27 protein-coding genes are annotated in these 17,754 nt (G+C 34.7%); 19 read left to right on the forward strand and 8 right to left on the reverse strand.

Annotation, left to right across the window (positions count from 1 at the left end; genetic code table 11):
* The first annotated feature begins 145 nt into the window (after positions 1-145).
* The 3 genes from ACLHDF_RS18950 to ACLHDF_RS18960 all read left to right on the forward strand — a co-directional run bounded on the left by ACLHDF_RS18950 (position 146) and on the right by ACLHDF_RS18960 (position 2,372).
* Positions 146-1,006, forward strand: a complete 861-nt coding sequence (locus ACLHDF_RS18950; protein ID WP_413920235.1) for a dimethylarginine dimethylaminohydrolase family protein — start codon at positions 146-148, stop codon at positions 1,004-1,006.
* A gap of 125 nt (positions 1,007-1,131) precedes the next feature.
* The gene (locus ACLHDF_RS18955; protein ID WP_413920236.1) at positions 1,132-1,335 is read left to right on the forward strand and encodes a small, acid-soluble spore protein, alpha/beta type; all 204 of its coding nucleotides are present in this window, start codon (positions 1,132-1,134) and stop codon (positions 1,333-1,335) included.
* A gap of 188 nt (positions 1,336-1,523) precedes the next feature.
* Complete coding sequence (locus tag ACLHDF_RS18960) at positions 1,524-2,372, forward strand: YihY/virulence factor BrkB family protein (RefSeq protein WP_413920237.1); 849 nt, start codon at positions 1,524-1,526, stop codon at positions 2,370-2,372.
* Between the two features lie 32 nt (positions 2,373-2,404).
* On the opposite strand, the gene ACLHDF_RS18965 is transcribed toward ACLHDF_RS18960, so the two are convergent.
* Positions 2,405-2,680: a hypothetical protein gene (locus tag ACLHDF_RS18965; protein WP_413920238.1), complete on the reverse strand. Its 276-nt coding sequence runs from the start codon at positions 2,678-2,680 to the stop codon at positions 2,405-2,407.
* Between the two features lie 192 nt (positions 2,681-2,872).
* On the opposite strand from ACLHDF_RS18965, the gene ACLHDF_RS18970 reads away from it, so the two are divergent.
* From ACLHDF_RS18970 to ACLHDF_RS18990, 5 genes are all read left to right on the forward strand, one after another.
* On the forward strand, positions 2,873-3,805 hold the full coding sequence (locus ACLHDF_RS18970; protein WP_413920239.1) for an alpha/beta hydrolase: 933 nt from the start codon (positions 2,873-2,875) through the stop codon (positions 3,803-3,805).
* Positions 3,806-4,209: 404 nt separating this feature from the next.
* The gene (locus tag ACLHDF_RS18975) at positions 4,210-4,713 is read left to right on the forward strand and encodes a tyrosine-type recombinase/integrase (RefSeq protein WP_413920240.1); all 504 of its coding nucleotides are present in this window, start codon (positions 4,210-4,212) and stop codon (positions 4,711-4,713) included.
* The gene (locus tag ACLHDF_RS18980; protein ID WP_413920241.1) at positions 4,707-5,210 is read left to right on the forward strand and encodes a tyrosine-type recombinase/integrase; all 504 of its coding nucleotides are present in this window, start codon (positions 4,707-4,709) and stop codon (positions 5,208-5,210) included. The genes ACLHDF_RS18975 and ACLHDF_RS18980 overlap by 7 nt, the downstream gene beginning before the upstream one ends.
* 155 nt (positions 5,211-5,365) lie before the next feature.
* Positions 5,366-5,533 carry a phage holin family protein gene (locus ACLHDF_RS18985; protein ID WP_413920242.1) on the forward strand — a complete coding sequence of 56 codons (168 nt, stop codon included), beginning with the start codon at positions 5,366-5,368 and terminating at the stop codon, positions 5,531-5,533.
* A gap of 216 nt (positions 5,534-5,749) precedes the next feature.
* Positions 5,750-5,977, forward strand: coding sequence for a hypothetical protein (locus ACLHDF_RS18990; RefSeq protein ID WP_413920243.1), 228 nt, complete (start codon positions 5,750-5,752; stop codon positions 5,975-5,977).
* 15 nt (positions 5,978-5,992) lie between these two features.
* Here ACLHDF_RS18990 and ACLHDF_RS18995 read toward each other — a convergent pair whose 3' ends face one another.
* Together ACLHDF_RS18995 and ACLHDF_RS19000 are read right to left on the reverse strand one after the other, a co-directional pair.
* A complete protein-coding gene (locus ACLHDF_RS18995; RefSeq protein WP_413920244.1) occupies positions 5,993-6,466 on the reverse strand; it encodes a hypothetical protein in 474 nt (157 codons plus the stop codon).
* Complete coding sequence (locus tag ACLHDF_RS19000) at positions 6,459-6,749, reverse strand: hypothetical protein (protein WP_413920245.1); 291 nt, start codon at positions 6,747-6,749, stop codon at positions 6,459-6,461. The genes ACLHDF_RS18995 and ACLHDF_RS19000 overlap by 8 nt, the downstream gene beginning before the upstream one ends.
* Before the next feature lie 106 nt (positions 6,750-6,855).
* Here ACLHDF_RS19000 and ACLHDF_RS19005 point away from each other — a divergent pair, with 106 nt between their 5' ends.
* On the forward strand, positions 6,856-7,047 hold the full coding sequence (locus ACLHDF_RS19005) for a hypothetical protein (RefSeq protein WP_413920246.1): 192 nt from the start codon (positions 6,856-6,858) through the stop codon (positions 7,045-7,047).
* 72 nt (positions 7,048-7,119) lie between these two features.
* Here ACLHDF_RS19005 and ACLHDF_RS19010 read toward each other — a convergent pair whose 3' ends face one another.
* Positions 7,120-7,365 (reverse strand): hypothetical protein, encoded by a 246-nt coding sequence (locus ACLHDF_RS19010; RefSeq protein ID WP_413920247.1) that lies wholly within the window; start codon positions 7,363-7,365, stop codon positions 7,120-7,122.
* A gap of 239 nt (positions 7,366-7,604) precedes the next feature.
* On the opposite strand from ACLHDF_RS19010, the gene ACLHDF_RS19015 reads away from it, so the two are divergent.
* The 3 genes from ACLHDF_RS19015 to ACLHDF_RS19025 all read left to right on the forward strand — a co-directional run bounded on the left by ACLHDF_RS19015 (position 7,605) and on the right by ACLHDF_RS19025 (position 10,697).
* Positions 7,605-7,994, forward strand: coding sequence for a hypothetical protein (locus ACLHDF_RS19015; protein ID WP_413920248.1), 390 nt, complete (start codon positions 7,605-7,607; stop codon positions 7,992-7,994).
* Positions 7,995-9,093: 1,099 nt separating this feature from the next.
* Positions 9,094-9,351, forward strand: coding sequence for a hypothetical protein (locus ACLHDF_RS19020; protein ID WP_368895586.1), 258 nt, complete (start codon positions 9,094-9,096; stop codon positions 9,349-9,351).
* Positions 9,352-9,806: 455 nt separating this feature from the next.
* A complete protein-coding gene (locus tag ACLHDF_RS19025; protein WP_413920249.1) occupies positions 9,807-10,697 on the forward strand; it encodes a transcriptional regulator in 891 nt (296 codons plus the stop codon).
* 269 nt (positions 10,698-10,966) lie between these two features.
* On the opposite strand, the gene ACLHDF_RS19030 is transcribed toward ACLHDF_RS19025, so the two are convergent.
* From ACLHDF_RS19030 to ACLHDF_RS19045, 4 genes are all read right to left on the reverse strand, one after another.
* Positions 10,967-12,157 carry a tyrosine-type recombinase/integrase gene (locus ACLHDF_RS19030; protein WP_413920250.1) on the reverse strand — a complete coding sequence of 397 codons (1,191 nt, stop codon included), beginning with the start codon at positions 12,155-12,157 and terminating at the stop codon, positions 10,967-10,969.
* A gap of 148 nt (positions 12,158-12,305) precedes the next feature.
* Complete coding sequence (locus ACLHDF_RS19035) at positions 12,306-12,998, reverse strand: DUF3862 domain-containing protein (RefSeq protein ID WP_413920251.1); 693 nt, start codon at positions 12,996-12,998, stop codon at positions 12,306-12,308.
* Between the two features lie 174 nt (positions 12,999-13,172).
* Positions 13,173-13,682 carry an ImmA/IrrE family metallo-endopeptidase gene (locus ACLHDF_RS19040; RefSeq protein ID WP_413920252.1) on the reverse strand — a complete coding sequence of 170 codons (510 nt, stop codon included), beginning with the start codon at positions 13,680-13,682 and terminating at the stop codon, positions 13,173-13,175.
* 298 nt (positions 13,683-13,980) lie between these two features.
* Positions 13,981-14,340 (reverse strand): helix-turn-helix domain-containing protein, encoded by a 360-nt coding sequence (locus ACLHDF_RS19045; protein WP_275799651.1) that lies wholly within the window; start codon positions 14,338-14,340, stop codon positions 13,981-13,983.
* A 160-nt stretch (positions 14,341-14,500) separates the two neighbouring features.
* Between ACLHDF_RS19045 and ACLHDF_RS19050 the strand changes: the two genes are divergently transcribed.
* The 7 genes from ACLHDF_RS19050 (at position 14,501) to ACLHDF_RS19080 (ending at position 17,746) form a co-directional block, all read left to right on the forward strand.
* On the forward strand, positions 14,501-14,716 hold the full coding sequence (locus ACLHDF_RS19050; RefSeq protein ID WP_413920253.1) for a helix-turn-helix transcriptional regulator: 216 nt from the start codon (positions 14,501-14,503) through the stop codon (positions 14,714-14,716).
* 204 nt (positions 14,717-14,920) lie between these two features.
* Positions 14,921-15,193: a helix-turn-helix domain-containing protein gene (locus ACLHDF_RS19055; RefSeq protein ID WP_412033975.1), complete on the forward strand. Its 273-nt coding sequence runs from the start codon at positions 14,921-14,923 to the stop codon at positions 15,191-15,193.
* 161 nt (positions 15,194-15,354) lie between these two features.
* Positions 15,355-15,867 (forward strand): helix-turn-helix transcriptional regulator, encoded by a 513-nt coding sequence (locus ACLHDF_RS19060; protein WP_413920254.1) that lies wholly within the window; start codon positions 15,355-15,357, stop codon positions 15,865-15,867.
* 13 nt (positions 15,868-15,880) lie between these two features.
* Positions 15,881-16,159: a hypothetical protein gene (locus ACLHDF_RS19065; RefSeq protein WP_413920255.1), complete on the forward strand. Its 279-nt coding sequence runs from the start codon at positions 15,881-15,883 to the stop codon at positions 16,157-16,159.
* Positions 16,152-16,289: a hypothetical protein gene (locus tag ACLHDF_RS19070; protein WP_354328608.1), complete on the forward strand. Its 138-nt coding sequence runs from the start codon at positions 16,152-16,154 to the stop codon at positions 16,287-16,289. Before ACLHDF_RS19065 ends, ACLHDF_RS19070 begins: the two co-directional genes overlap by 8 nt.
* A gap of 197 nt (positions 16,290-16,486) precedes the next feature.
* Positions 16,487-16,705, forward strand: a complete 219-nt coding sequence (locus tag ACLHDF_RS19075; RefSeq protein ID WP_413920256.1) for a YqaI family protein — start codon at positions 16,487-16,489, stop codon at positions 16,703-16,705.
* Positions 16,706-16,807: 102 nt separating this feature from the next.
* Positions 16,808-17,746, forward strand: a complete 939-nt coding sequence (locus ACLHDF_RS19080; RefSeq protein WP_413920257.1) for a YqaJ viral recombinase family protein — start codon at positions 16,808-16,810, stop codon at positions 17,744-17,746.
* Positions 17,747-17,754: the final 8 nt, after the last annotated feature.

The raw sequence follows: 17,754 nt of genomic DNA on the forward strand, positions 1-17,754 counted from the left end.
AAGAAGTATTGTGTTTTTTTGTTTTTCTTGCATGAAAAAGCTTTTTATATAGAGACGTAGGCTCTTTTCTCCAGCAAAATCGTGTTTATGTTTCAGGTGGTTTAGGGAACACTGTACATAAATGCACGAAGGGGGATTAAAAAAGATGCAAATGAAACAACCAGCTAAAATGACGAATAGTTATGGGTGTAAAAATGAGTATGATACTTTAAAACGTGTGATTGTTTGCCCACCTACATATATGAAAATTGAGGAAATTATTAATGAAACACAAAAGCATTATGCGGATGAAAATATTGACGAGAGCCTGGCTTCAAAGCAGCATCGCCAATTTGTCGAATGTCTTCAAGCAGAAGGAATAGAAGTCATCAGGCTATCTGCACAAGAACAATTTCCAGAACAAGTATTTACGCGAGATATCGGTTATACGCTGGGAGATACCATTATTGTCACGAAAATGGGCAGCGAGATTCGAGGTGGAGAAGAGCAAGTGCTAGCAGAGTGGCTGCAGCAGCAAAGTATTCCTTTTCACCAGGTACCGGACCATCCCATTGAAGGTGGAGATGTGCTGATTGATGGACAAGCTATTTTTATTGCGCTCAGTGACCGTACAAGTAAAGAAGGCGTGGAGCATATCCAGGAGCTGCTTCCTTCGTATGAAGTTGTTCCCATTCCTATTGATCGCTCTTATCTTCATCTCGATTGTGTGTTAAATATTTTATCACCTACAGAAGCGCTAGTATTTTCACCAGCTTTACATAAAAAAGAATTAAATTTACTTCGCATGAAATATGACTTAATTGAAGTAACGAAAAAAGAGCAGTTTACGATGGGAACAAATGTATTATCAATCGGTAATCAACGAGTGATTAGCCTGCCGATGAATACAGAAGTGAATGAGGAGTTAAGAAAACGAGGATATAAAGTAATTGAAGTCGACATATCTGAAATTATTAAATCTGGTGGTTCTTTCCGCTGCTGCACAATGCCTCTTGAACGAGTGTAAAAAAACTTAAAGAGAAAAAAGATCTCGGCGATAGCCAGGGATCTTTTTTTGAAGGATGTTGTATAAAACTGCAAGTGAAAGGAACATTAACCTATATAAGCTGTTGAAGGAAAGGAGTGATAAATATGGCAAATCGTAATCCTATTTTAGTTCAAGGTGCTGAACAGCTTCTTGATCAATTAAAAACGGAAATTGCGGGAAGACTTAACGTTCAGCTTGGCGCTGAACAAACGGCTCGTGCAAATGGTTCTGTTGGTGGAGAAATGACGAAACACCTTGTGGCAATGGCACAGCAGCAATTAAGCGGAGCACAAGGACACGTTCGCTAGTGTGCTCTACATAAACACTCTGATAAAAAGTTCCGGCTCTTTTGAGCCGGAACTTTTTTGTATAGGAAACGTAATTTTACTTGCTCTTGGTAGTTTGATTTGAGCTTTTGCTTAAAATTCTCTACTTTCAAGGTTGAAAAGTGCATAAAATGGGAAAAGAACAAAAAAAGAGAAAGTAGAGGTTTATCATGAAAAAGCTATTATCATTTGGAAAAAGTCTTGGTAAAGAAATTCAAGAAGACCAAGCAACGGGACTAGCGGCCGAGCAAGCCTATTATTATATGCTATCATTATTTCCTATGCTTATTTTACTGATATCGATTGTTCCGTATCTATCTATTAAACCAGAAGAAGCAATCGATGTCCTTCAAAGCGTTATGCCTGGAGAAACGGCTGCAATCTTTAAAGATAACGTAGCTCAATTTGTAAGCCAACCAAACGGCGGATTATTGACTGTAGGTATTTTAGGAACCATTTGGTCCGCTTCAAACGGTATGAATGCCTTTATCCGTGCAATGAACCAAGCCTACGATGTGAAAGAACAGCGCTCGTTTATTAAAGTAAGAGGCTTGTCCATTCTTTTAACAATTGGATTAATTGTAACAATTGTTGTATCGCTTCTTTTGCCAGTGTTTGGAGGAGTTTTGTTAAATTGGATAAGCGAATGGTTTTCTCTTCCTTCGGGTACAACAGTGGTTCTAAATATTCTACGCTGGATTATTGGTGTCGGTATCATGGTACTTGTTTTATCCGTATTATATAGATTAGCTCCAAACAAAACGTTTCCTTTTGCCCATGTATGGCCCGGAGCACTGGCTGCTACGCTGTTATGGCAGCTGACATCTTTAGGGTTTTCATTTTACGTAAGCAACTTTGGCAATTATTCTGCTACGTATGGAAGCTTAGGGGGCGTTATTGTTCTGATGCTTTGGCTGTTTTTAACGGGGTTAATTCTAGTTATTGGAGGAGAGATCAACGCTATTTATCACCGCAACAAAACGTCTGCTCCTCCTAAAGATACGTCTCAAGCTATGTAATAAAAAAGGAAACCTTTATCGAGGTTTCCTTTTTAACGTTTAAAGCTATTAACAAGCTGTTTAAATGAGTTGGCTGTATATTTGACCGAATCTTTTTTGTACTGTACATCGGTTTTAATCGCTGTTTGTGTTACTTTTAAATGATTTGTTTTTTCTTTGATATGATCGGCTTCGTTTTGAAGATGTTGGGAAGTGGTATTTACAGAGTTCACAGTTGGCTTGATTTTTTTATTAAATGATACGCTTGCGTAAATGAGATACGCAAGTGATGCCAAAACAACAGCTAAGCTTATATACACAATAATCATGGTTGCGCCCTCCTTTGTACGTATTTATATAGGTGAGAATACGATATATACATCTATCATCCTCTTTATTTAATTGTTATACCCATTTTCAATAAAAGCAAACAAAAGCTTGTATAAAAGACAATATATTGGATTTTTTCTGAAATTTCATTCATTATTACATATAGAGTTATTTTGAAAGGAGAGAGAAGAATGCCTTTAGATCCGCATATTCAAATATTTCTAAATCAGTATAATGAAATGCTTCGTCCTTCTTTAGAGGACGTTACACCCCCGCAGCTAAGAGAAATGGAAAAGATGTCTTTAACTCCTTCAAAAGAAGTGGTTAAAAAAGTATATAATAAAGAAATCGAATTAAATGAACGTACTCTCACTATACGAGTGTATGAACCTGAAGGAACAGGACCATTTCCAGCTCTTGTTTATTACCACGGAGGAGGCTGGGTATTAGGAAGCCTGGATAGTCATGACTCCATATGCAGATCTTATGCAAATGAAGCAAACTGTATTGTGGTGTCTGTTGATTACCGCCTTGCTCCTGAAAATAAATTTCCCGCCGCAGTAAATGATGCCTACGATGCTTTGGACTGGATTTCAGCTCATGCCTCGCAATTAAATATCGATTCAAACAAAATTGCCGTTGGAGGGGATAGCGCCGGTGGAAACCTTGCTGCGGTTGTAAGCATTTTAGTAAAAGAAAGGCAAGGTCCATCCATTGTTCATCAGCTGCTTATTTATCCGTCTGTAGGATTTAAAAATCAGCACCCTGCATCTATGAAAGAAAACGCCGAAGGATATCTTCTTTCAAAAGATCTAATGAATTGGTTTCGCCTACAGTACTTAAATAATAAAGAAGAAGAACAGCATCCCTATAACGCCCCGGTATTACTAGAAGATTTATCAAGTCTACCAAGCGCTACCATTATTACAGCACAGTATGACCCTTTAAGAGATAGCGGAAAAGACTACGCGGATGCATTAAAAAATCATGGTGTTCCCGTCATCTATGAAAATTACGAAACAATGATTCACGGTTTTTTAGGATTTCACGAATTTATTCCGCTAGCTCAGCAGGCGATCAATAAAAGTGCAGCTCAACTGCGTCAAGTATTTGATTCTGTTTAAAATGCAAAGATATAGAATCTCATAAACCATATGAACTTGGGAGAAAAACAGTACATCGGTGTGCTGTTTTTCTTTATTGGCAGAGAGAAAAGGTTAAAAAGAGTTTCAAAAAATAGCCCATTATCTCTTTTAAAGTCATTTTGTTTGAAGTATAGTAGAAAAGTAGGATAAAAACATTTGTTGACATTAAGTAAGGTGATTTTTTGAATGATAAAAAACAAGTAGATCAGCTGATTCGAGATCTGCGAAAGGTTGCGGAAATGACAAAAATCACTTGCTAAATGTTGATATAATAGGGTTTTTAGAGATAGAGTCAAATTACCTATGAGTCAAATTTTGTCCTAGATAAAAAAACCACCTGAATTTTCAAGGCAACTTCCATTTGTAAAGGAGGTTGCCTTTTTATGTGTGCAAAAAGATTGAGAAAAGGAACAAAGCTAAACCAAGTTAATCTAAGTGATGCAAAGGACAGAATAATAAAGATAAAAATGCTCGAAGGCATGGCACAGTCCACTATTAATCAGTACAACATAGTATTCAATGATCTAATCAAATTTTTTGGAGAAGAGAAGTTAAACGTTTCGGTTGACCTGAATAATGCCAGAGACTTTGTAGATTGGCTACTACATGAAAAATCTGATGAGAAAAGTAGGTTTAAACAAGTGGCTAAAAAGGGAGTTAAGCCCTCTAGTGCTAACAACTATCTACAAAAATTACGTGCGGCTTTTAACATTCTAATACGTAAAGAAATATTGAATGAAAATGTTTTTAGTCAAATCAAGAACAGTAAATTTCAGAAAAAAAAGGTTGAGGTTTTAACTGTAGAGGAGGTAAAGCGAATTTTTGATGCTTTTAATAAGAGCTACTACGTCAATTTAGATCTTATGTACTCTTACATACCTTGTTAGACACATTAGGAAGAGTCGAAGAAACAGTTTATTTAAAAAAGCAGGATGTGGACTTTGAAAAAAGATCCATAACATTTCAAAATACAAAATCAAAGAAGTTTAGGATAGTTCCTGTTTCGATTAAAACTACACAACTTCTCCAAGAACTCATCGCAGATAATGAAGAGTTATTCGGTAGCGAATATATTTTTCTAACGAATGATGGAAATAGATTGCGACCAAGTACATTCAGAGCGTATTTAGAAAAGGTCTTGAAAAACACAGGTATCAATAAACGATTTCATCCTCATCTGTGTCGCCATACTGGATCTGAAATGTTTCTACGGCAATCGGGTAACATCAGAGTCTTGCAACAGCTCTTAGGTCATTCTGAGTTATCTATTACAGCTAAGGTGTACGCTCATGTATTGGATACCACAATTAGAGATGAACATAAGAAATATTCGGCGATAAATCTGATAGAACACCATAAAGAAAAAATTGTTAAATGGAAATAAAAATAGTTAATTTGGAAAAAAGGAGAGCAGATGCTCACAACATCTACTCTCCATCTTGCATAGTCAAATACACAAGATTTACGCAATAAAAGTATGTGGTAATAATTATAAAAAACAATAATGTCATAAGCTTATTTGACTATGAGCAATTGATATTGCTTTATTTAATGACGTTCCAGCAGCTAAAACTAGCTATATTTTATATCGTGATGGTAGGGTTATCGATTCTTGAGAATTTGGGTCAAATGAATGCCTCACTGCCTAAATTCATTCATGAAAACCTGGAAGTTCTTAAGCAAAAAGGAGAACATACGGATTCATAAAAAAAGGGATGCTTGTGTAAGCATCCCTTAGTCTGATACAATTTAATAGGTCATAACACTAATTTAGGTTTGTAATAACTTGAAAAAATGCCGTCATTACTCCATTAATCCTTATTCGAGGAATGGAGTTTTGGCGGTGTTTTTTGTTTTTCTCACTCTCACCAATTGAGGAGGATTTTTTTGTAGTATATTAGATTTAAAAAAGGAGTTTTCTAGGTGAGTGAGAAAATATCCAGATTACTTCCAACAATTATAATATGTAGTAGCTTGTTGGTTTCGTGTAGTAACGGTGATAAGGAAGTTAGTAGTACAAATGAGAAGGTTTCAATACAAAAAGAAATTAACCAAGCTGAAAAATATATAAGCAACAAAGAATATTCTAAAGTTGAAGATCTTAAAAGCCAGATATACGAAAAAGATGGAAAGATAGATTCTAAAGATTAATAGAAATTTGATGGACTATATAGTATATCGAAGTTGTTGGCTAGGCATTAGTTCTAGGGCATATGCTACATCCTGTAATTCTGGGTTATTAGGTAAATCATAAGGGTCTACGGACTCAAAATATTGGATTTGTTCATCTGTTAAAAGGTCAAGTGGAATACATACATCTACAATTGCTCTAATAATAGTTATACCTATTTTTTTTGCTAAGTACGGTCTATGATTACCTCCATTACCAACGCAAAACTCACCGTTTGGAAATAAAGTTAGATTAATATCCATATGAGAGGAACCAGTTGTTACATATCCGTGAGTTTCTATTGATTTAAGAAGACGACTTAGCTTTTCTTCAGACAAAACGTTATCATGGGTCAAGCCTTTTATTCTTGAAACTGGCACCAGCATTGAGCCAACATGATGAATTAAATAGTTTCTGCCATAAATTTTTGTATAGTCATCGTGAAATTTGTAACCTGTGTAATCAATCATCATAATCGCCTTCTTTACGTTTGCCGTTGCCTTTTTTGTAATTTTTCATATGTGAAGAAGCAGACGATAATTTTGACACAATGTAACCTTGTGGATCAGCACGCAAGTTATTATTTTCAAGACTCTCAATTTTATCATTTGCAAACATGTTAGCAACTCTTGCTAGGTGATCAATTGTATCCATAAGTTCTGGATAATCATGATAATTAGAAATAGCAGTAGAGTGAATTTCTTGTAAATCATCACGAATCTTTTTTAAGGTTTCAATATCAAATCTGCTCATCAGTATCATCTCCCGTTGTCTTAAATACAATAAATAATATTAAGCCCATTGTGAAATTAGAACATAGTATTTACTTTTAATAATATCTAGAAAGGTTGGTTGTATAATGACCGATGAACTTTATCAGAAAATATTAAATGGAGAACTCAGTGACGAAGAAATATTACAAATTAATGAAGCAGATGATGAATCTTTAGCTAGTAAACAACGAGTAATGTTGGCTGAGTATTTAATGAGTTTACAAGTTTTAACCAAGAATGAAGCTTATCAAGTTACTTTTGAATATATCAATTATTAGTTTACATTCTATCAAAAGTGTATGTAAATTATAGGTTGTAATAAAAAGCATCCTTATATGTAAGGATGCTTTTCAAAGTGTATTTGTATTTCCACTTCCTAAAGTAGGCGTCTGAGTAGGTGTTGAACTAGGTGACTGTTGAGAAGAAGTGTTTTGAGAGCCTGTTACTGAACCTGAATTAGGACTTACATTTGATCCCGAACCTGTTTGTGAATTGGATTCTGTACTTGTAACGGGACACACTTGATTTACATTTCCAAAAATAAAAGTCCCTCCAGAAATGTTACCAATCGTAAGGGAATTGATTTTAGCTACCATACGTTCTCATCCTTTCATTGATGAAGAAAATAGAATACACATTAGCATATGTTTAGCTTGTCAATTATGTATAGACGGGCTAGAGAAATAGGCGAGGTTATTATTGTTATAACTTCATAAGTTGAATTCGGATTTACCTATGTCGGAAAGAATCTTGAAAATTGATTAATATTTAAAAAAAGTGAGAATAACTAGCCTTTTGTAGAATAAAATAGTCAACACAAAAGGTGGGAATATTAATGGGGAAAAGTAAAAACTGGATGGATGCTTATGTTTCTAAAGTTTCAGGAAAACATTTCGAATTGGTATCGGTTCAAAGTGTCATTGATTCTTTTATTGACATGTTAAATGTAAAATTAAATGAAAACCAACAACAAGAAGTTGAATTTATTAAAGAGGAAGGCAAAATTTCATTTCCAGATTGTTCAGTTTTTTTAAAAGTTCAAGGATCTATATTGAGTTTGAGTAAAGTTTTAAAATCTAACAATCAAGTTGCTGGTGGAATTAAAATCTTTGATATAGGTTTAGCTTATCATTTGAAAACTGGTTCAAAGTTGATTGAAGAGGTTGAAACTATACCTGAAGCATTAGATAGGGCACTAAGTTATTTGCTTGTAGAGCTGAAGTAAAAGTTAATATTTTTATAAGTTTAAGTCACTCAATCAGAGTGGCTTTTTATTATGTAGAAGTTAATATGCTCAAACATAAAATCATTATTAAGAATGGAGCAGCTAAAAGTTATATTGATTAGTGACAGCTAAAAATATTCTTATAGTAATATCTGAAGAAGGATTATTGCATTTTATGTCGAAATTATAGGCAGAAAGTTGGTGATTAGAGGATGAAAGTTAAATTTGATTTTAAAATACTAAATGTTATAGAGGAAAACAGTGTAAAGTCCTACAGTGTGCAATGCTCAAGTGAGAATTTCCGACGTGTTATTAAAGCACGATATGATGGAAGTGTATATATACCAGATTACCATCAACAATTATGGAACATACCATCTCATGAAAGGACGTTTCTTGATATCCAGCTTGCAGATTTCATCATAAAAAATGAGAAACGCAAAGTATAGATGATTTCGCATTTGAGCATAATATTAATGCTCAGTACTTCTTTTCCTGACGAATCGTTTTCTCCTTTAACATGTTAAGTTTATAAAAAGCACCCTTCGCTTGGGTGTTTTTTATTATGTTCAAGTAATAAAAAGTCGTTGAAAACGATGATTCACAATTAAAGAAAAACTTTCATACCTTAATTAAGGCTTTTTTTACAAGTGGAAACAAAGTAGGTGATTAAATGTTCTATTCTAATTTTTATACTCCTTTTAACTATGCTTTCTACCCTTATTTCATGCCTTCTTTTGGACGCCCTACTGGATATGTACTGAAGTCTAGTGGTGAAGTTGAAAGTTGGTGGGGAAATTACCCATTGGGGTATCCTGCGAAGGCTCCAAAATTTTTGGGTGGAGGACAGGCGCCTATTTCAGGACCTGCAATACCTTTCAGTTTTAGAGGCTACTATTGAACTGATTACAAGGGTACTGCCGTAAAAGGTAAGAAAGATACGTACAAAATTAAAGCAGTATTTAAAGCGACTGGAAGAGATGATATTTAATTCAGTCGAGAAAGTCGATCATAGGGTCGACTTTTTATTTTAGGTAGTTAACAAGTTTGATTTAATTAAAGAAGGGAAAATAATAGGTAACTAAAAGGAGGTGGAGTTATGGATTATAAACAAAAAGATTATTATATCAGTGCAAAAGAAAATGAGTATTATAAAGTACTAAATGTAGTAGATCATATGTTAGAGGAAGCGCAAAGTAATAATAAATATCCAGTGTGGGGTGAAAAACTAAGAACTGAGTTAAAAGAAAGTGCTGGTAATAACCTTACTCCATGGCATTTTAATATGATAATATCTACACTTTTAGATTATGTACCTGAAGAAGTAAAGAATAAATCTAATGCTAAGTCACTCTGAATGAGTGGCTTTTTATTATGTCTATAGTATGCAAATTAAAATATGTGCTAAATAATAAATGGTAAAAAAGGTGGCTGAACAATATGCCTAAAAATTCACCTAAGATATGCAATGCGGAGGAATGTACGTCAATTAACTTATAATCAATTACATATCGTGACAAGTACAAAAAAGATAATCATAGAGAGTACAAGGAACAGAGAGTAGATAAGGAAGGGTACAGTAAAACTTTATATTACTGTGATCAAGTAATGACTGCTGTGCAAAGGGGTGATATGTCTAAAGATGAGGCTGGAGGTTGTTTGAAATAATTCAATTATAATTTGAAGAATTTCATTGGAATATTTTTCTTTATTCTATTGATAAAAAAACTATCTAAATGGTACAATGTACTTATAAATATATCATGGAACGTTGTTATGACAGGTTTTATTGACATTAAGTAAGGTGATTTTTTGAATGATAAAAAACAAGTAGGTCAGCTGATTCAAGATCTGCGAAAGATTGCGGAAATGACAACTGTCGAGTTATCAGAAGGAATTTGTACAGAAGAAGAGCTACATCGATTTGAACAAGGTGAAATTCATGCAAGCAGTGAAGTTCTCTATTATTTGTCGAAACGTTTAGGAGTTCCGATGAATTATTTCTTTGAAGCAGGAGAGCTAACGCCCAACGATTATTCAAAAGAAATTAAATCGACCATTAGGCATTATATACGAAAACGCGATTATGAAACAGTTTTACATATGGTAAACAAAGAAAAAGATAATCCTATGTTTCAAGATCCTTTTCACGCACAATTTTTCCTATGGCACGAGGCCATATGTGATTATTATATCGGAAATAAATTTGAACAAGCGCTTCGTAAATTGGAAAAAGCAATTGCGTTCACGCGTACAAGCGAACAATTTTATTCAGAAAAAGAGATTGCTATTTTAAATAGTATTGCCATCATTTATGAAGAAGAAGGTCATTTAAAAAAAGCGTTCAGTACGTTTATGGAAGGATTGCAGCATATCGCTTTGCTCCCTAAGTTAAAAGATCCTCTTGTGAAAATTCGAATTTTGTATGGACTATCGCATGCGCTTTTGCAAATGGAACGTTACGAAAAGTCGGTTAAATATGCACAAGCAGGACTAGAGCTGTGTATTCAGCATGAGACGCTTTATTTATTAGGGGAGCTACATTATCAAATTGGAGAAGCACTGTGTCAGCTTGGTGAGCGTAAAGACGGAGTAGCCTACCTCAAAAAGGCTATTACTGTTTTTGAAATTGAGCAAAACGAAGCGTTTGTAACCATTATTCAAGAAGAGATGTCTAAATATCAAGAGATAAAGAAGAGCTGATCAGCTCTTCTTTTTTATCTCCAATACACTGGATGTGGGTAAAACGGACGAGGGCGAGGGTAAAAGTAAGGAGGATGGTAATAAATAGGACGCGGGTAAGGGTAAGGATAAAATGGACGGGGATATGGATAATAACCATAAGGGAGTCTTTCGTCAGTTTCATGAGGATTCAAATAATACCTATTGATATAAGATAAAACCCTTATTTATAAGGGTTTAGGTAGTAAAAAATTAAGTAATGACCGCAAATTGACCACCAACTATATAATTTAGAGGTTTTCAGAGACACTTCTCATGAATTCACTAAATCGTTGAGAAGTTTTTTCTTTCATGCTATTTGTCATATGAGCATAGATATTCATTGTTGTTTGAATGTTACTATGACCGAGAATTTCTTGAATCTCTTTAACACCAACACCAGCTTCGATTAAGAGCGAAGTAGTTGTATGACGTAAAGAGTGGGGTGTAACAATTTTATTCAAAGATGTCTTCTTAAGTAAACGGATCATTCGATATCCTATAGTTTGAGGTAGTTCTGGATTTCCACTAGGTTTTGCAATTACAAAGTTCTCGTCACGATAATCTTTTCCTGTAAGGAGCTTAACTTTTGTCTGCTCAACTTTATGTTTCTGTAAAATTCTCTTAAGAAATGGATCCATTGATAGAACCCGAATAGAACTTTCTGTTTTTGGAGTTAGCAATTCGTGTTCGCCAATCATGTTTCTTGGGTTATACAAGGTTTTTGTGATACTAATAGTCGATTCTTCAAAATTAATGTCTGACCATTTTAAAGCTAATAACTCTCCAGAACGCATTCCTGTGTACGCCAAAAGAGAAAACATTTGATAATCTAAATATAAACCGTTATTTTTAGCAGCCTGAAGAAATTCCAATAGCTCATCCTTTTCTAAAAATTTTACTTCTTCTCCAGTATTTTCGATGTCTTCAATAGTTTTTTGTTTCTTAGGCATTTTAGCTAATGAAGCGGGGTTTTGATGGATGAGATCTAACTCTAAAGCGTACTTGAAAATCATGTTGGCTACCGCCTGGATACTTGTAAGAGTGTTATGAGCGTAGCCTCTTTCATGTAACGTATTCAGCACATTTTGATACGTATTTCGTTTAATTTTATTAATTTTTAGAGAGCCTAGAAAATGATTTAAGTGTTTTAGGTTTTTTTTACGGTTTAATACTGTACTAACTTTGACAGTTTTTTCATAGGATCTCAGCCATTCATCTGCTAAATCAGCGAATAGTACATCTTTTGTAGGAAATTGAACACCTTTATACAGTTGGTTTTTTAATTTGGTGTAAGCTTCAACAGCTTCTTGACGTGTAGCAAAGCCTCTACGAGTTGTCTGCTTTCTTTTTCCCGTTACAGGATCTACACCAATATCAATCTTGAACATCCATGTATAGCCGGACTTAGCTGTTTTAGATTTTACTTTACGTAAGTGCAAGATAGACGCCTCCTTAGAATTTTATTTGAATCGACCACAGTTAGTTATAATATAAAAATCACCTCCACAAGGGGAATATACGTTCTGTAGAAAGGTGAAAGAAAAGCCCTTTCTGTAGGGCTTCTCTTATTTGTTGAGAATAGAATATTTACTTCAAGCCTATTTGAGTTTTATTCACTAACTTATCACCTTGGAACATGAATGAAGCATTTGCCCCAAGATCACCTTCACCAGTATAGGAAACCATGATAGTGTGAAGGCTTGTTCCTTTTTCTCCTGACTCTGAAGCAACTTCACCTTCACCACCAACAATTTTCGAAACTTCTTCGTAACTCATATTATTCTGTATTTTATCAAATTCACTTTTCGTGATTGTAACATCAGAGTTACCACCCAAACCGAATTGTGCTTTATTCATTAACTTTCCACCTTGGAACATCATTGAAGAATTAGCCCCAAATGATCCATCGGCTTCGAATGAATACATTACTGTATATAAAGAAGTTCCTTTTTCACCTGATTCAGAAAGGATTTCTCCTTCGCTGCCAATGATCTTTACAACTTCCTCATACGTCATACCATCTTTAATTTGTTCAAATTTTTCTTTAGTTAGAACTCCATCATCGGCTGATTTAGTTGTTTCCTCACTTGTTTCGGTTTCGCTATTTGTTACTTCAGTAGCATCGTTAGAATCAGTTGCTTCTTCTTTTGTAGGTTGTGTACTTGCTGTTTTGGATGTGTCTTTATTTTCTTCATTTCCGCTTGTAACAACTGCAATCACAACAATTAAAGCTATAATTCCGATGAAGCCCAAACAGCCAATCTTAAAAAATTTTTTCATACATCTTACTCCCTTATATAAAGTATTTATGTATATAGGCTTATTAGCCTGTAACATCTGAAAATAATACTAGACAATCAAATTTCTCATTATAATAATATATAACTAGTTAATTCTCAAAAAAAAATAAAAATGAGATATTTTCCCAGTGGAAAGAATAAAAAATATATGGGATTAATATCTTGACATTACTGGGAGTAAAGCACGAAATAGACGTCCTCTTCTATGAGATTGCCTTATCTGAATAGACTCAATTCTTTCCTCGCAAATGTCAGTGGATACCCCAAAAACTTCAGCAGTGTACTCAACATCTTTGAAATTTATATAAGAGAGCATGTGATAAGGGATAGCTGAATATTTTATAAAATTTTCAGCTTGATTTTCTTGAAGTTCACGTAGAGGAATTGGCATACCTTTTCTTTGTCTGCCTTCATGCATCAGACCATGACATAATTCATGATGAAAGTTTCTTTTTAGATCACGTCTAGATTCTTTTGATAAAAACAAGACAATAGTTCCATCAATGTTAACGGAATAATTTCTCCCATTCCTAATAACAATTTCAAAGCCAAAACATTTGGATATATTGGAAATAGTTAAATCTGTCGGAGTTAATATACCTTTTTTTATGTATTCATTTGAGATCCATTCCTCTAGGTGGGTAGGTACATATTCTAAATCCACTTACAATACACTCCTTAAAAAATAGCAATAAGAGAAAGTATGTTCTTATTTTGAGTAAAAAAATAGGGCAATTTAGCATAAAGAAGAACACGGACGAACCCCAATCACTTTCTCAATCACTAAAAGCCTTTAAACCCTTATGTATCAAGGGATTTAACAATTGTAAGAAAGGAAAATCTCAATCACTTTCTCACACAAATCCCAATCACTTTCTCAATCTATATTAATAACAGCATTTATTAATAACAACAATATAACAAGAAAGAAGAAGCGAGCAAAACACTATTAATAATTTTGATTAAGAATCTTTTTCGCTACGCTTCTTTTTTTTGGCTAATAAGAATTCAGCATATTCTCTGACTTCTTCTTCAATCTCCTCAAAGTCTTCTTCAGAAAGACTATCCATATCATAGAACCACATGCCTTGAACTTTTTCTTTACCTTCAGCATGTTCATGACGTCCCAAGATATAATCTACTGAAACATCATAGAGATTGGCGATTTTAACAAGCATCTCACTATCTGGTTGACGTAAACCATATTCCCAGTTTGCATAAGTAGAAACGGTTTTAATTCCTAGCTTTTTAGCAACTAAAGATTTAGTCCAACCTTTTCGTTCTCTTAAGAACTCTAATCTTTTACCGGTTATGTTTTCCATAGTTAACACCTATTTTTCATTTTATGTGTAAATTTTAACACGTTGCGAATATAAAAAATAACTTTTTACACAAAAAGAATAAAAAACCGTTGACTTACTCATTGTGTGTAAGTTATTATGAATTTAAGGGTTACACAAAACGAGTAAGGAGGTTGTGGAAATGAGTCTACAGAAATTAAAAGAAGCTCGATTGGCACAAGGTATTTCGCAAACATTTATGGCAAAAAAACTTGGTTATAGTTATCCAAGTGGTTATGCAAATATCGAAACTGGCAGGAACAAACTTAGTCTTGCAAATGCTAAAAAAATAGCCGATATCCTTCAAATGGATGTTAACGAACTTTTTTTTTGGGAAAGAGTTACACGAAATGAGTAAGTGTTTTTTCTCTCCAGGAGGTGATCTCAAAATATGACGTGGCAAAAAATTGCTCAAATATTGGTTCGTAGTCACAACATCCAACGTCTTCATTTTGGGGTTAAGTATCTACCTGTTACAAGAATCTATTAAATCAATCAAACAAAAAGGTGGTATTCGCAAATGAATAATTCAATCAATTTCTCAATCGACATGGCACCGCTTATGGAACGATTAAATAAGCTTGAAGAACGGATCATTCAATCCTCGCAGAAATCCTGGTTAGATGAGTATCCAAACATGCTGACAGTATCCGATCTGATGGAGATTTTAGGTATCAAACGCACAAAAGCATCTGAATTGCTGAACCGTGAAGATTTTCCGGTTTTCAGACTGGCTGGTACTAAAATTCCAAAACATTTATTCATTCGTTGGATAGAAAGCCATACAGAATGGCTTGAAAAAAACACAAATTTTTCTACTGCAAAAGCCATTTAATAAGGCGCTTCTAGTATAAGGGTAACATGCAAGTAATCTATAAAAACAGGAACGAAATATGGTTGCAATATTAGAAACTTACATTCGAGTAGAAGTTTTCTTATAAATCTCATTTTAAAGCAAATAAATCTAAATAATGGTAAAGGTTGGAGGGGTTGTAAATGGATATTGGTAAGCATTTGAAGGAGCTAAGAAAGCCTGATTCACAGCAACAACTAGCATTGGAACTTAATCTTTCGAGGGAAGCGGTTTCGGCTTATGAAACAGAACGTACTAAGCTTCCGGTAGATATCGCACAACGGGTGATGGAAAAGTACGATGATCCATGGTTTGCGATCAATATTGCAAATAAGTATACAGGTGGTGCTTGGGTTCAGAAATTGGATGGAGAGTTTGCAGAACTGAATCGTGGAAATGTCGTTCTCAAAACTGTTGAAGAGCTAGAGGAAGCTATTGAATCTATTGAAAAGGCACCTTTCGTTAAACACCCAAAAGCTTTGGCAGCATACGAAATGCAGGATGTCCAAAAATCTCTTCTTCAAGTAATAGATTCTATTGTTGCTGCAAGCCATTTAGTAGCAGTTAGTTGCCAAGAGTACGGATTTAGTTGGAATGAGTTATGGGATGACCATAACAGAAAGTTAATCTCTAACGGATATGTCAGTACTCAATAAGGGGGCTAGCAAATTGAATACAGTTAGAAAACAACAACTTAAGACTTACATAAGTGAAGAAGCTATCATCTTAGAGGAAGCTGGCTGGGCAGTTATTGAAGCCATTAATCTAAATGCTAATATGCAAGAACTACAGGAAGAAGCGTTTGACACCGTACTTGCAGCTAGGGAATTCCAGAAGCACTCATTAAGTCGAGTAGAACGGATTGTAGGAGGTATGAAAAGCAAAGGGTTTGATGTTTATATCGTACCACGTTACCTCAAGTTTAAGGAGGAGACAAGCTATGTATAAGTTGCCAATGATGAAAGCAAGCGAAGTCAGTAAGTGGTGTAAAACATTAAAAGGGAAGCCAGTTTTGCTTTTGGATATTGAACGTAGAATTCGGCAAAACATGTGGGCAAATAAAAAAACAGCTAGCTAATGGCGTAGCTAACTGTTCGTTTCGAATTACTAGATTACAAGTAGATTATACCACATTACATAAGTGGGCGACAAGCATTGTTCTTGTCGTCATGGTCAGGAAAATCCTTCATTTATCGGTCCTTAACCGTAAAGGCACAACTCATTTTCCTGGTCATGACGATGCGAACAGATAGCATCAGAAAGTAGGTGAATAACATGCGTGTAGAACATCCTGAAATCACTCAAGTAAATCGTACAGGCTATGTAAATATGGTGGCTCAATCTGAACATGCTGGAGTTGATTATTTCGGAACTGAAATTCTTAGCGGTGATGAAGTCGTAACAGATGATAACACGGGTGAAGTGGTCTTGAAAGAAGATTTGGAAAAGTACTTGGAAGAAGAGTACGGCTTCAAATTTACAACAGCAGAATAAAAAAGCCTGCACGGCCAGGTGCAGACTTTAAATGTTAAAGAATTTTAAGGTACTTACAGTTTATAAAAAAACTTTATAAAAAGCAAATGGAGGGTGAGATCAATGCAAGCTGAAATCTTAATACCTACATCCAACATGAGTGAAGCTGAATGGTTAGAACATCGACAAAAAGGCATTGGCGGATCAGATGCTGGTGCCATTGCTGGATTAAGTAAATGGAAATCACCAATTGGAGTTTATCTTGATAAGATTGGCGAATCACCTTCTGAAAGTAGTAGCAGTGAAGCAGCATATTTTGGGCATGTTCTTGAAGATGTCGTAGCACAAGAATTTTCTAAGCGAACAGGTTTAAAAGTTCGAAAACGTCAAGCGATACTTCAACACCCAAAACATAGCTTCATGTTAGCTAATGTAGATCGTTTAATCATTGGCAAAAAAGAAGGGCTGGAATGCAAAACAGCTAGTGAATATCTGAAAAATGATTGGGAAGAGGAAGAAATTCCAGCACAATACTTGCTTCAATGTCAGCACTATATGGCTGTTACTGACTATGAAGCCTGGTGGATTGCTGTTTTAATAGGTGGAAATAAATTTGTTCATAAAAAAATAGAGCGTGATGAAGAAATTATTAACTATCTGATTGAGATTGAATCTGATTTTTGGAATAATCACGTGCTTAAGAAAAATCCTCCTGCATTTGATGGTTCGGAAGCTTCAACTAATTTATTAAAAGCAGTGTATCCACAAGGGAATATTAGCTTAGAACCTGTTGAATTAGCTCCTGAAGCATCTGACTTAATTTCAAACTATGAACAAGCAAAAGTAGAAGAAAAAGAAGCTTCTGAACGTCGTAAAGAGGCTGAAAATAAATTGAAATCATTACTTGGAGAACACGAAGTAGCATATGCAAGTGATCGTTTAATCACTTGGAAAACCATTAGTAGCTCACGTGTTAACTCCAAGCTATTAAAAGAAAAATATCCAGAGGTGTACGAAGAAGTAGCTTCAAGTTCGTTATCTCGTAGATTTGGAATTAAATAAGGAGGACA

The organism is Priestia megaterium (assembly GCF_046599315.1).
Taxonomy (GTDB): domain Bacteria; phylum Bacillota; class Bacilli; order Bacillales; family Bacillaceae_H; genus Priestia; species Priestia megaterium_F.

Coding starts and splice junctions, on each gene's coding strand:
- ACLHDF_RS19005 (WP_413920246.1), top strand. CDS start 6,856: ATGACCGATGAACTTTATCAGAAAATATTAAATGGAGAACTCAGTGAC.
- ACLHDF_RS19080 (WP_413920257.1), top strand. CDS start 16,808: ATGCAAGCTGAAATCTTAATACCTACATCCAACATGAGTGAAGCTGAA.
- ACLHDF_RS19055 (WP_412033975.1), top strand. CDS start 14,921: ATGGAACGATTAAATAAGCTTGAAGAACGGATCATTCAATCCTCGCAG.
- ACLHDF_RS19000 (WP_413920245.1), bottom strand. CDS start 6,749: ATGAGCAGATTTGATATTGAAACCTTAAAAAAGATTCGTGATGATTTA.
- ACLHDF_RS19050 (WP_413920253.1), top strand. CDS start 14,501: ATGAGTCTACAGAAATTAAAAGAAGCTCGATTGGCACAAGGTATTTCG.
- ACLHDF_RS18965 (WP_413920238.1), bottom strand. CDS start 2,680: ATGATTATTGTGTATATAAGCTTAGCTGTTGTTTTGGCATCACTTGCG.
- ACLHDF_RS19010 (WP_413920247.1), bottom strand. CDS start 7,365: ATGGTAGCTAAAATCAATTCCCTTACGATTGGTAACATTTCTGGAGGG.
- ACLHDF_RS19020 (WP_368895586.1), top strand. CDS start 9,094: ATGGATTATAAACAAAAAGATTATTATATCAGTGCAAAAGAAAATGAG.
- ACLHDF_RS19015 (WP_413920248.1), top strand. CDS start 7,605: ATGGGGAAAAGTAAAAACTGGATGGATGCTTATGTTTCTAAAGTTTCA.
- ACLHDF_RS18955 (WP_413920236.1), top strand. CDS start 1,132: ATGGCAAATCGTAATCCTATTTTAGTTCAAGGTGCTGAACAGCTTCTT.
- ACLHDF_RS18970 (WP_413920239.1), top strand. CDS start 2,873: ATGCCTTTAGATCCGCATATTCAAATATTTCTAAATCAGTATAATGAA.
- ACLHDF_RS19070 (WP_354328608.1), top strand. CDS start 16,152: ATGTATAAGTTGCCAATGATGAAAGCAAGCGAAGTCAGTAAGTGGTGT.
- ACLHDF_RS18960 (WP_413920237.1), top strand. CDS start 1,524: ATGAAAAAGCTATTATCATTTGGAAAAAGTCTTGGTAAAGAAATTCAA.
- ACLHDF_RS19060 (WP_413920254.1), top strand. CDS start 15,355: ATGGATATTGGTAAGCATTTGAAGGAGCTAAGAAAGCCTGATTCACAG.
- ACLHDF_RS19035 (WP_413920251.1), bottom strand. CDS start 12,998: ATGAAAAAATTTTTTAAGATTGGCTGTTTGGGCTTCATCGGAATTATA.
- ACLHDF_RS19075 (WP_413920256.1), top strand. CDS start 16,487: ATGCGTGTAGAACATCCTGAAATCACTCAAGTAAATCGTACAGGCTAT.
- ACLHDF_RS18975 (WP_413920240.1), top strand. CDS start 4,210: ATGTGTGCAAAAAGATTGAGAAAAGGAACAAAGCTAAACCAAGTTAAT.
- ACLHDF_RS19045 (WP_275799651.1), bottom strand. CDS start 14,340: ATGGAAAACATAACCGGTAAAAGATTAGAGTTCTTAAGAGAACGAAAA.
- ACLHDF_RS18950 (WP_413920235.1), top strand. CDS start 146: ATGCAAATGAAACAACCAGCTAAAATGACGAATAGTTATGGGTGTAAA.
- ACLHDF_RS18995 (WP_413920244.1), bottom strand. CDS start 6,466: ATGATTGATTACACAGGTTACAAATTTCACGATGACTATACAAAAATT.